General features: G+C 73.4%; 6 protein-coding genes. 3 read left to right on the forward strand and 3 right to left on the reverse strand.

Annotation, left to right across the window (positions count from 1 at the left end; genetic code table 11):
* Window positions 1–127 precede the first annotated feature (127 nt).
* Window positions 128–978 (forward strand): IS5 family transposase gene (locus tag ACZ6Y7_RS33005; RefSeq protein WP_465761717.1). Its coding sequence is split into 2 segments (ribosomal slippage): window positions 128–464 and window positions 464–978, totalling 852 coding nucleotides; the frame shifts between segments, so codons are not numbered across the junction.
* Window positions 979–1074: 96 nt separating this feature from the next.
* Here the strand turns inward: ACZ6Y7_RS33005 and ACZ6Y7_RS33010 are convergent.
* From ACZ6Y7_RS33010 to ACZ6Y7_RS33020, 3 genes are all read right to left on the reverse strand, one after another.
* On the reverse strand, window positions 1075–1770 hold the full coding sequence (locus ACZ6Y7_RS33010) for a hypothetical protein (RefSeq protein ID WP_465761622.1): 696 nt from the start codon (window positions 1768–1770) through the stop codon (window positions 1075–1077).
* A 533-nt stretch (window positions 1771–2303) separates the two neighbouring features.
* Complete coding sequence (locus ACZ6Y7_RS33015) at window positions 2304–4595, reverse strand: PAS domain S-box protein (RefSeq protein WP_465761623.1); 2292 nt, start codon at window positions 4593–4595, stop codon at window positions 2304–2306.
* Between the two features lie 757 nt (window positions 4596–5352).
* Window positions 5353–6360 (reverse strand): translation initiation factor 2, encoded by a 1008-nt coding sequence (locus ACZ6Y7_RS33020; protein WP_465761624.1) that lies wholly within the window; start codon window positions 6358–6360, stop codon window positions 5353–5355.
* Between the two features lie 86 nt (window positions 6361–6446).
* Here ACZ6Y7_RS33020 and ACZ6Y7_RS33025 point away from each other — a divergent pair, with 86 nt between their 5' ends.
* The gene (locus ACZ6Y7_RS33025) at window positions 6447–10877 is read left to right on the forward strand and encodes an AAA family ATPase (protein ID WP_465761625.1); all 4431 of its coding nucleotides are present in this window, start codon (window positions 6447–6449) and stop codon (window positions 10875–10877) included.
* Between the two features lie 90 nt (window positions 10878–10967).
* Entirely contained in the window at window positions 10968–12410 is a 1443-nt protein-coding gene (locus ACZ6Y7_RS33030) for an alpha/beta hydrolase (RefSeq protein WP_465761626.1), read from the forward strand.
* Window positions 12411–12531: the final 121 nt, after the last annotated feature.

A 12531-nucleotide genomic window follows, 5' to 3' on the forward strand; every position in this document is an offset into this window, starting at 1 on the left:
CGTCGCTCTGCGGAAGCAGCGGCTCAACCCGCGACCACGCAGCGTCCGTTATCTCTCCTCGCCCCACCACAAGATCAATTATGAGACACGGCCTAGGGCGTTTCTTTCCGATCATCGGATCGTTGGTCTGGTCGTGCCGTTGACTGACGTGCAGTGGGCGCGGATAGAGCCGTTGTTGCCGGACCGGACGCCGAGGCGGGGTGGGCGGTGGCGTGATCACCGGGAGGTGATCGACGCGATCGCGTGGAAGTTCCAGACCGGCTCGCAGTGGGTGCACCTGCCCGAGAAGTACGGCTCGTGGAAGGGCGTCTACACCCGGCTGCGGAACTGGGCGATCGACGGCACCTGGGAACGGGTCTTCACCGCCCTGATCGCCCAGGCCGACGCCGAGGGCGACCTGGACTGGGTCGTGGCGGTCGACTCCACGATTGTGCGTGCCCATCAGAATGCGGCCGGGGCCCGTCAAAAGGGGCCCCGGCCGACGAACCCGCCCACCATGCGATCGGACGTTCCCGCGGCGGGCTGACCACCAAGATCCACCTCGCCGCGGACAGCCGCTGCCGCCCGCTGTGCTTCCACCTCACACCCGGCCAGGCCGGCGACGCACCAGCGTTCGAGCACGTCATGGCCACCCTGCGCGTTCCCAGGCCGATCGGGCGGCCGCGCACCCGGCCCCTCGTGGTTCTGGCGGACCGTGCCTACTCGTCGCGGGCCATCCGCGACCACCTGCGCCGGCGCGGGATCCGGGCGGTGATCCCGCAGCCCGTCGACCAGATCGCCAACCGCAAGCGCAAGGGCCGGCAAGGCGGTCGCCCGCCGGCCTTCGACCGCGAGGCCTACAAGCAGCGCAACACCGTCGAGCGCTGCATCAACCGCCTGAAGAACTGGCGCGGCCTGGCCACCCGCTACGAGAAGACCGCCACCGTCTTCCAGGCCGGCCTCCACATCGCGGGCATCTTCATCTGGTCCGCCCGCTGATCCAAAAGAAAGGACCTAGGCGCCGGTTGCCTCCACGCCCACCCGCGCGGTGCGGCTCGACGGACTCCCCCGCCGCGTCGTGGCGCGGCGGACCGGTCAGTGCAGGGCGCTGACCGCGCGGGCGATGACGAGCAGGGACGTGACGAGTGCGGCGATGCTCTCCACGCTCATGAGGACCTTCGCCCGGGCGGAGAGCGGCATGGTGTCGGTCGGGCTGAACGCGGTGGAGTTGGTCACCGACACGTAGAGGTAGTCGACCAGCGTCGGGGCCCAGTCGCAGGAGCGGCTGGAACCGTCGGCGACTTCCTCCACCGCGTCGTGGTTCTCGTCCTGGGAGAAGCGGAAGTCCGCGAGCGGGAGTTCGGCGCGCGGCACCTGGGTGCGGACGACCGGGCCGCCGCGGTCGAGCTCCCAGAACGCGAGGCCGAAGACGATGACGTCGGTGGCCCAGACCTGGAAGGCGGCGATCAGCAGCGAGCCGCCGTCCTTGACGTCCGTGGCCACCAGCGCGTGGACGAGCAGCCCCAGGGCCAGCAGGTTGCTGACGCCGATCAGGCCGACCAGGGCCAGGGACAGGGCTCTGGACAGCCGGTTCTGACGGGTCATCCGGTGCGGGTTCACCGCGACCAGCGGAATCAGGAGCAGCATCTCCAGGGCCGGCAGGACGTAGCGCGGCCCGACGAGCAGGGGCTCCGGCAGGGCGAGGTAGAGCAGGATCGCCACCACGGTGGCCGCCATCGCCGGCAGCCGGGCCTCGCCGCGGCGCTCGTGGCGAGGGTGACGCCGCTGCATGGGCGCCCGGTGGATGTTCGGTGCCCGGTGGGCGTTCGCTGCTTGGTGGGCGTTCGCTGCTTGGCTGTCCGTGGTCATCTCGCGGCTCTCCCGGGTCGGCATGGCTGACCGGCGGTTTCCCCGGCACGCGGCGTCCACTCCCGGGACCGGGGCGCGGACGGACGGAAGGTCGGAATGCACGGAGGAGCGCCGTCGTGGACGGAACGTGCGCAGCCCCGGCGCGCGGCCGAGCAGGCCTGGCGGGAGGGGGTGTCGACGGCCCGGGGCGGGCCGCCGGGCGGGCGGGGGTCGGCGGGCCGGCGCCGCCGCCGACGGCGCAGCACCCCAGCCGGGTAGGCCGTTCAGCGGACCCGCCCGTGCGTCTGCGGCGCGGGCGGCCTTTCCCGGGCGAGGCTTCGCAGCGTGCGAGTACGGACACGAGGATCGAAGGGTTCACCCCGTGAAGTGAGGCCGCCCGGCACCCCGCGTCGGTCCGGTTCCCGGGGCCGGCGGGGTCGTCGATCCGGTCGGCGGCTCGCGCCGTGGCCGCTCCGTCACCGCCCCGCGTCGGGGGTCCGGAGGGTGAACCACGTGGTCTTTCCGTCGTCGGTGAGGCGGACGCCCCAGTTGTCGGCCAGGGTCTCGACGAGCAGAAGACCGCGGCCTGATTCGTCGTCGGGGGCGGCCAGGCGGGGCCGGGGCAGGTGGGGGCTGTGGTCGCTGATCTCGACGGTGAGTTCCCCGGTCGTGCGGCGCAGGTGGAGACCGAGAGGGCCCTGGGCGTGCTGGACGGCGTTGGTGAGGACCTCGGAGACCAGGAGCCGGGCGTCGTCGGCGTGGTGGGCGCAGTCCCAGGAGGCGAGGGTCTTGGTGAGGAACGCGCGTCCGTCGCCGACGGCGGAGGCGAGGGCGGGCAGGTCGATGGTGGCACTGCTCAGCGGGGCGGCGGGAAGCCGGGCCAGGAGCAGGGTCACGTCGTCGTTGTGGCCCTCGACGTCGGGCAGCAGTGCTGCCAGGACGCCGTCGGCAACGGCTTCGAGGTCGCGGGCTTCGGCGAAGACACCGTCGAGGGTTCGGCTGAGCTCGGCGAGCCGGTAGCCGATGTCGCTTTCGGGGGTCTCGATCAGACCGTCGGTGTAGAGCACCAGCGATGTGCCCGGGGAGACGGCGGTCCGGGCCTGCTCGTGCGGGATGCCGCCGACGCCGAGCGGCGCGCTGACGGGGGCCTTGAGCTCCCGTACGCCGCCGGCCGAGTCGGCCAGCAAGGCGGGCAGGTGCCCGGCCGAGCAGACAGTCACCTCGCCGGTGTCCGGGGCCAGGACGAGATAGCAGCAGGTGACCAGTTGGTCGGGCCGGTCGAGGTCGGCGACGATGGCGTCCAAGGCCTGCATCAGCTGGCGGGGCTCCATCCCGGTCTTGGCCAGCGCGTGGGCGGCGGCCCGCAACTGGCCCATCACGGCGGCGGCGTCCAGGCCACGCCCCATCACGTCGCCGATCAGGATGCCGACCCGGCCGGCTCCCAGCGGGATGAGGTCGAACCAGTCGCCCCCCACCCCGGCGCCCTGGGTGGCCGGAAGATAGCGGCTGGCGGTGGCGAGTCCCGGAATGGCCGGCGGGGTGCCCATCAGGCTGCGCTGGAGAGTGAGGGCGATGTGCCGTTGCTGCTCGTACAGGGCCTGGAGCTCGGCCTCGGCCCTCTTGCGGTCGCTGATGTCGCGCACGATCGCGCACGCGCCCTCGACCGTGCCGTCGGAGGCACGGGTGGGCCACAGTGTGACGTCGACGTCCAGCAGCCGCCCGCTACGGGTGACGCGGAGGGCTTCGAAGTGCTCGACCTTCTCCCCGCGGGCCAGCCGCTCCAGCAGCACGCCGATCTCGTGGGTGCGGTCAGGCAGCGCCAGCATGGCCACATTGCGTCCGATCGCCTCCTCGGAGCTGTAGCCGTAGAGCCGTTGGGCGGCGGCGTTCCAGTAGGTGATGTACCCGTCGAGGGTCTTGGCCAGGATCGCGTCCTGGGAGGACTCCACGAGGGCGGCCAGCTGGTTGATGTGCTGTTCGGCGGCTTTGCGGTCGCTGACGTCGCGGACGGCGGCGGACACGAGGAGTCCGTCGGCGGTCTCCAGCGGGCTGAGGCTGATCTCCACGGGGAACTCGGTGCCGTCCTTGCGCAGGCCGTGCAGTTGAAGGCCCGCTCCCATCGGCCGTACCTGCCGCGTCGCCGCGTACGCCTCCCGGTGCCCGGCATGCTGGGCGCGGAAGCGTCCGGGGATCAGCAGTTCCACCGGCCGGCCCAGCAGTTCCGCACGCCCATAGCCGAACAGCGACTCGGTCTGCGCGTTCACGAGCCGGATGCGGCCCGCGTCGTCCACGATCACCATCGCGTCCGGTGCGGCCTCCAAGAGCCCCCGGAACCGCTGTTCGGCGGCTTTGCGGTCGCTGACGTCGCGGACGGCGGCGGACACGAGGAGTCCGTCGGCGGTCTCCAGCGGGCTGAGGCTGATCTCCACGGGGAACTCGGTGCCGTCCTTGCGCAGGCCGTGCAGTTGAAGGCCCGCTCCCATCGGCCGTACCTGCCGCGTCGCCGCGTACGCCTCCCGGTGCCCGGCATGCTGGGCGCGGAAGCGTCCGGGGATCAGCAGTTCCACCGGCCGGCCCAGCAGTTCCGCACGCCCATAGCCGAACAGCGACTCGGTCTGCGCGTTCACGAGCCGGATGCGGCCCGCGTCGTCCACGATCACCATCGCGTCCGGTGCGGCCTCCAAGAGCCCCCGGAACCGCTCCTCCCCGATGTCCGACCGGCTGTTGCGGGATTCGGGGACGCAGTGGCAGGGACGCTGTCCTGACATGAGGGCCCCGCTCCTCGACGCTCTATCGGCCTTGTCGTCCATCCCGACCCCAACCGGCTGGCATATCCCTGGTGAATAATCCGGCCATCACAGCGCACCGGGGCCCGCCGCACTCCCGTATGCCCATTACTGGTCGGGCGCTGGCCGAACCTGTCCGCTTGAGGCCGCACTCGTTTCGCGGGATCGAGGAGGGAGACCGTTCACCGCCGGACCCGCCCGCAGTGCGGCACGCCGGCTCGGGAGGAGCACGGCGGCCGGCGGCCCCGAGGAACAGCGACGGGTGTCGGGCGGAACCCGATCGCGCAGGCGACGAGGACGACGGCCGGGGGGCCGGCGGCGGGCTCTACCGCACGACACGCCGATGCGTCCGATCGGCCGCACCGCCGCCGAGCCTGCCGCAACCGCCGTTCGCGCACATCCGTCAGGCGTTCGGGTGAGGCCGCACTCGACGCACGCGGCGCCGATCCCGGTGCCTGCCAGCCTTTGGGAATGATCACCCGACGGTCCCTCTTCTCCGGACCCAAGTCGATCCCCACCACACCGGCCACCACTGCCCCCAGCCCCGCGCACCGCCGTCGTTCCCGGCCTTGCCGAAGAATAGGCCGGCCCACGTACGGCCTGGCAGAGGGCCCCTCAGCCAAGACCGCCGCGACGCCTGCCGCGGCCGGCTCCGCACCGACCGTCACCACCGCGGACACACCGCACTCGCGGGAAAGCCGCCGGCCGGCCGCGTCCCCGGCCGCACTGGTCGGTACGGCTAGAAGGTGTCGTCCTCCTCGTCGAGTTCCGCCAGCACCCTTCGCTCGACGGCCTCGACCTCGTACCGCGCGTCGGGGTCGCCGCTGCGGGCGCGGACCGCGCCGCGGACCAGCGCAAGGTAGAAGAGCGCGGGCGCGCACGGTGTCCATGACTCGGCGGGCTCGTCGCGGATGAACCGCAGGACCGACTCCGGGGCGGCGTCGACGAAGGCGTGGGCCTCGTGCTCCCACTTGTCGACCACGCCCCGGCTCCAGCGCACCCGCAGGTCCGCTTCGGACAGGTCGGTGAGGACCGCTCGGAAGAAGGCGGCCCACTGGTTGTTGCGCATGTCCAGGCCGAAACCGAGGAGTTCGAGGTCGGCCTCGTCCGAATCCAGCACGGCCAGTTCCTCGCGCAACGCCCGGCGGGCGGCGGCGTACAGGTCGACCCGCCCGTCGGCGGAGAGGTCGTGGTTGCGGGCGAGTCCCTCGTTGGCGGAGGAGTTCCACTTGGACGTGTTGGGGCCGGCGACCCGGGCGCTGCGGCGGGAGAACAGCATCCTGCCGTCCTTGCCGGTCTCGACGGCGACGTTGACACCGAAGCTGCAGAACATGAACGCCGGCACCGCCGTGAGGTCCTTGCCCTCCAGGTGCTGCTGACGCAGGGTCAGGCCGTTCTTCTGCCTGCGGTCCAGATTGATCGACGTGGCGAGGAAGTCGTAGTAGTCGGCGTCGCACAGAGTGAGGGTGGCGACCGGGACTTCGGTCGTGTGGGCGCGGGAGACGACGAGGCGCCGCACCGCGAAGCGCGGATTGTTCCAGCGGTACGGCTCGCCGGCCGCCTCCCTGCGGGCCTCCTCCGCCTCGATCTCGCGCCGCCATTCGGCCACCTCGTAGGGCAGTTCCACATGCTCGGGCACGTACTTCACCCGCATGTTGTCCTCGGTGATCGGACTGGTCCCGTCCCCTTCGAAGACGTGGCAGTCGGTCTGGCGCCCGACCACGGTGAACCTGTCCATGAGGGTCATCAACCCGCCCCTTCCGAGGCCCTGTTCGGCGATTCCGTGACATGCGTCACGTGGATCGACCAGTATAGGTGCGGGAGGGCTGCGGGTTGTCTGCCGATGTCGAGATCAGACGGGACGCGCTGCGGTCGACCGGCCTGGTCGGCTCGGTCGCCATCGCCGAGTACGGCGAGCGCGGCGGGCTGCGTGACCGGCGGCACGTCCTGCGGGCCCGCAGCACGTTCGTGGCGCTGTGCGACCTGCTCGGTTTCGGCCGCGCCGAGAACCTCGAGGGTGACGGCACCCTCCGACAGGTGGACGAGGGGCTCAGGCGGTTCGTCGCCGCCGACGCCGCCCGGAAGATCCTCTACTGGACCGGCCACGGCCACGCCACCGAACACGACGATTACGTCCTCGCCTGCCGCGGCAGCTACGAGCCCGGCCGGCCGCACCCCGTGGCCACCCGGGCGATGCCCTTCACCCGTCTCCTGGAGCGCCTGGCGAAGGTGCGCGGCTCCGACCTGCTGGTGATCATCGACGCCTGCGAGTCGCAGCAGGCCCTCCACGGGACCCGCTGGCTGCACGACGCCCTGCAGCGCCACCAGGACTCCGGGCGTGACCGCGACGGGTTCGTGGTCCTCGCCACTGCGGGCGCCGACCGCCCGGTGGAGGAGAGCCTGTGGGTGGACTGGGTCCAGGACACCCTCGCCGACCGGAGCCTCGAACTGGAGGGCACGGTCCGCCCGTTCGAGCCGACGGCCCCTTTCCTCCTGGTGCCGGACCTGCTGGAGGCCATCGACCGTCGTGCCGTCACCGCCGGCTACGAGGACGCCGCACTGCGGCCCGCGTACGTCGAGGTCCGGTCCCTGAGCCGCAGGTTCCTGCACAACCCGCACTACGACTCCTCCGACGCCGTCTACCGCTCCGCCGACCTACCGCCCGACCGGGAACCCTGGCTCGTGCCGGAGCGGTTCGGGCCGGTCAACGACGGTCTGCTGCCGAACCACTTCTCGGGCCGGGTGCGTCCGCTCAGCCGGCTGGTGACCTGGACGGCCTCCCAGAGCCGGGGCATGCTGGTGGTCACCGGCCCGGCCGGGACCGGCAAGACGGCGCTCCTCGCGCGGCTGGCCCTGCTGTCGGTACGCCGTCGCGTGCGGGCCCTGGAACCGCAGCCGCCCCCGCAGACCGTGCCTCGGCCCGGCTCGATCCACGGGGCGGTCTCCTGCCACGGGATGTCCCTGCACACCCTGGCCCGCTCCCTGCTCGGGGCTCTCGCTCCGCTGGGCGCCGAGACGACGCACGATGCGGGGACCACCGCGCGGGAGGTGGTGGAGCGGATCGGCGCGCTGGTGCAACGCGTCGGCGGCGTCACCCTGCTCGTGGACGGCCTGGACGAGGCCATGCCCGGACAGGCCCACGAGATCGCCCGCAGGCTGCTCAACCCCCTCTCCCGCCGACCCGGCGTGAAGCTGGTCGTCGGCACCCGCGCCCACCCTCGCCGGGCGGTCGACGGCGGGGCACGCGAGTCGCTGATCGACGCCCTCGAGCGCACCTCCCCCGTCCTGGACCTGGACCTGGACCGGGACACCGAGCGCGACGTCGCCGCGCTCGTGTCCACCCTCCTGTCCGACACCCCGGGCTCCCCCTACGCGGGACCGGAGAACGCGGCACCGCGGCGTGAGGCGGCCGCCCTGGTGGCACGGCGCTGCGGCCGCAGGTTCCTCGTCGCCCGCCTGGCGGCCCGCGCACTAGCCCGGCAGTCCGCTCCGCTCTCCGCCGAGGCGCTCGACCTCTTCGTCCGGCGCGGAGGCGGTGAACTGCGCGCGCGCATGACCGACGAGCTCGACGTGCTCGACCCCGGGGACCACGACCGGTTCGCCGAACTGCTGCTGCCACTCGCCGTGGTCCAGGGCCCCGGCCTCGCCGATCCCGACCTCTGGCTCGTCCTGGCCAACAAGCTGCGCCGAAGGCGCACTCCCGAGATCACGCGCGGAATGCTCGACGCCGTGCTCCACCGGCTCAGGGGCGTCCTGATCACCACGGAACACCGGCCGGGCCTGCCTCCGCTGCACCGTCTCGACCACGCCAGTTACGGCACGGCCCTGCTGGAGCGGGCCCGGCTGACCGAGGGGGACGCACACCGCGCGGTCTTCGATGCCCTGTACCGGCCCGCAGGCGACTGGGAGTCGGCTCACGAATACGCCCGGACCTACCTGGGCGCGCATGCCGCCCAGGTGCCGGTGGGTCCTGACGATCCGCCGGACGAGCCGCGCCCCCTGGAGCAGTTGTTCCTGGACCCGGAGTTCCTGGTCCACACGGAGCCGGATGTGATGCTGCCGCTGACCGGGCAGGTGGCCGGCACCTGTGAGGGAGCCGATCTCTACCGGCGGGTCGGCAGCAGGTTCCGGGACCACCCGGGGCCGGCACTGCGCAGAGCGGTGCTCGCCGCCGAGGCGTTCGTCGGCCACCCGGACATCCACGAGGTGCTCGACCGGCTGCCGGGGTTCGCGGAGCGCGGATGGCGGGAAGTGTGGACGGACTCGCCCCCGCGGCCGGCGGAGCTGACGCTGCCCGCCCCGCTCGGCGGTGCCCTGGCCCTGGACTGGAGCCGGACGGGCGGCGGCCTGATCTCTGTCGGCGGGCGGGGTGAGATCGTCGGGCGACGGGCCGGGACGGGCGCCTACGTCCACACCCGGCGGGCCGCGCGGGACCGGGTGCGGGACGCCCCCTTCGTCGCGGTCCGTGAGGCTTCCGTACGGGGACGCCGCATCACCGTCTCGCACGACGGCCGGTCCCTGCACCTGTGGTCGGGGGATGAGAGCCTCCCCCGCCGGACCTACGGCTGGGACGGCGGCATCCGCGCCCTGGACGCCGCCCCCTGCGGCGACGGCGTCCAGGTCGTGGCGGCGGACGGCTACCGGGTGTGGGCGTGGCACGTGGCCGTGGCCCCGGGCGGCGCGTCCGACGACCGGGACGTGCGCCACGACATCCTGCCGGTGCCGGCGGAGCGGGTGGCCCTGCTCGCGTTGCGGGACCGCTGTTTCCTGCTCACCGCCGGCGATTCGCTGGTCCTGCACGAGCTGCACGGCAAACGGTACGGCGACCGGCCCCTGACGCGCGGCGCCTGGGAGATCACCGGCGCGCCGAACCTTCGCCACCACGCCGCCGCAGCCCTCGCCGACGACGCCGACCACGGATTCGTGGCGGTGGCCGGGGCGGGCGCCGACCAGGACGCCGTTGCGGTGTGGCGGGTGTCCGCCCCGGGGCACGGGGCCCCGGAGGTCGTCCGCATGGCGCGGTTCGACTCCCCGGCCCGGCACATCGCCCTCGGGAAGCGGGGTGCCACGCCGCTGCTCGCTCTCCATGAGAGCGGGCGGGTCCGGGTGCGGAGCCTCACCGACGAGACGGTCGACGCGGTGCTGCGGCTGGCCGAGCCCCGCAGCGGCCTGGCGTTCGACCCCACCGGCACCGGACGGCTGGCCGTCGGGGACGGTGACGAGGTCCGGGTGGTCGACACCGCGGCGCTGACCGGCGCCGGTTCGGCCCCGCCGCCGGCGAGGGACGAGTCGTGGCCCCGGATGGCCGTCGCGACGGCGTCCTCGGGGTCGGTGCTGCTGGCGCGGGCGGTCGGCGAGCGGGTGCTGCTCGGTGCGCACACCCCGTTGCGCGGTCAGGCCGGTCCGGGGCTCGGGTTCTCCCAGGGGAAACGGGTCACGGCGGTGTCCGCGCTGTGGCACGACGGCGGGTGGCTCGCGGCGGCTGCGGCCGGGCGCCGCGTGCGGGTGTGGCGGCTGGGCGAGGACCTCGGAGAGTGGGGCGAGGACGACCCGATCGACCTGGACGGCGACGTCAACGAGGTGGTCGGCGGTCTCGCGCTCGTACCCGCCCCCGGAGAAGGGTGCCTGCTGTTCGTCCCCGACGGCCGGCGGGTGGTCCCCTACGGCCGGAAGGGCAGGGCGTGGACCGCGCAGCCCGCCATCGAGGCCGCGCAGGTGAAGGTGTGCGACGTGGCCGCGCACACCGCGGACGGACGGACCTGGGTCGTGGCGGACTGCGGCGACGAGCTGACCCTGTGGCAGAGCACCGCGAGCGGCTTCCGCCGCGTGGAACGACGCACCGCCGCCCCCGACCGGCGGGTGGGCGTCGTCCTGACCACCCGCCTCGACGGCCGTGCGCGAGTGCCCCTGGTGGCCTGGACCGAGGCGGGCACCGTGCGGCTGGCCGAGTACGACGACGGCGCGTGGTCGGCCGGCCGGTTCTCCGCCCCGCACGGCCCGCCCACCGCGCTGGCGTTCGCGGGGACGGCCCGGCAGCCACTGCTGCTGGCGTTCGGCGGAGCCGGGAGCGTCACCGTGCGGGACGCAGCCGCGGACGCCGGGCTCGCTGAGCTGGCGATCCCGTACCGCGGCATGGAGGTGCGGGCAGCGAGCGCCACGTACGGCCCGCGTCACGGACTGACGCTGTTCCTCCAGGGCCGCGACCGCTGCGACCAGGTGAGGATCCCCCAGGACCGGATGGCGGCTGCGCTGCGGCGGGCGTGACCGCGGGCGGGGACGGCGGGCGGGGACCGCGGGCGGGGACGGCGGGCGGGCAGGAAGACGGCGGCACGGAAGAGAGCGGGGAACCACCACATGGACCACGACCTGGTCGTCTTCGTACCGGGCATCATCGGCACGCGCTTGACGCGCGACGGCAAGGACGTCTGGAACCAGTCGAAGCAGGCACTGCTCGGCCTCCGCAAGCCCGGGCGGGCGGTGGAAAGCCTGATGCTGCCGCCGGGCATCGGCGACGAGGCGCCCGAGGGGCCCTGGGCGCTGACGGCCGACCGGCTCCTGAAGAGCCCCGACGCGCTGCCCGGTCTCGTGTCCAGCCTGGGGTACCCCGACGTCCGGGCGGCCCTCGGCTGGAGCGGCGCCGACGGCACGGAGCGGGCACCCCATCCGAAGCAGTTCCTGGTGTTCCCCTACGACTGGCGCCTCTCCAACCGGCTCACCGCGCGGAGGTTGCGGGACCGGGTCGACACGGCCCTGGCCGAGTGGCGGGAACTCGCTCCCGGCGTCCACCCGGAGGCCCACGACGACCCGCCGCAGCTGATCCTCCTGTGCCACTCCATGGGCGGTCTGGTCGCCCGCTACTACCTGGAGTGCCTCGGCGGACGCGAGCACACCCGTGCCCTGGTCACCCTGGGCACACCGTTCCGGGGGGCCGCCAAGGCGGTCCGGGTGCTCACCGGCCACGCCGTGGAGCCGCGGACCATGGCCACGCGGGCGTTCGAGCGCGTCCTGTCGGTCAACGAGAGGCTGGCCCGCCTGGCGCGGTCCTTCCCGTCCGTCGCCCAACTGCTGCCCCGGTACAAGGCCGTGTTCGACGGGGCCGACGACGGGCGGCGCCTGCTGACCCGGGTGCCCGTGCCGGATCTGCCCACCGAGCTGGTGGAAGAGGCGTTCGCGTTCCACCGGGACATCGACGAGGCATGGGAGCGCAACCAAACCGGACTCACCGCCCCGCCCTACCGGGTGCACTGCTTCGCCGGGAGGGCGCACCCCACCGTGCACGGTGTCGTGGTCGGCGCCGACGGGACGCTGGAGTTCGTGACACGCCTGGACAACGACGGGGAGTGGAGCGGTGACGGCACCGTACCCGGCGGGTCGGCCGTGGCCTCCTGGGCGCTGGAGCGCGAGGACGACGCGCTGTGGAACGGCGAACGCCACTCGGGCATGGCCGGCGCCGAGTCCCTGCGGCATCAGCTCCGTGCGATCCGGCGCAGCAGGCCCACCCGCCGGATGCTCGACGGGGACGCCGCCTTCGGCATCGAGGTGCCCGAGTTCGCCTTGGCGGGCGTGCCGTTCACAGTCCGGGCGACCGGGCCGACGGTCGCCGAACGGACGCTCCGGGCCCGTCTGGCCCCTCCTTCCGGACCACTCGACGACGCGGAGCCGGTGACGATGCTGCCGGACGGCGCGGGCGGGGTGGCCGCCGAACTGACGGCCCCGGAGGGGACGTGGGTCCTGCGGGTCGAGGCGGACCGCCCGTACACGGCGTGCCACGAGGTCGTCACGGTGGGCGAGGCCTGAGTGCGGTCGGGGCAGCCGCTCCCGGCTGCCCCGACGTTCCCCGAGGCCGCAGACGGCTCCCGTCTCGCGGTCCGGGCGTCCTTGTCCATGGTCCGGGGGCGGGTGCGCGCGGGGTACGGCT

This window comes from Kitasatospora sp. NPDC053308 (genome assembly GCF_055585785.1).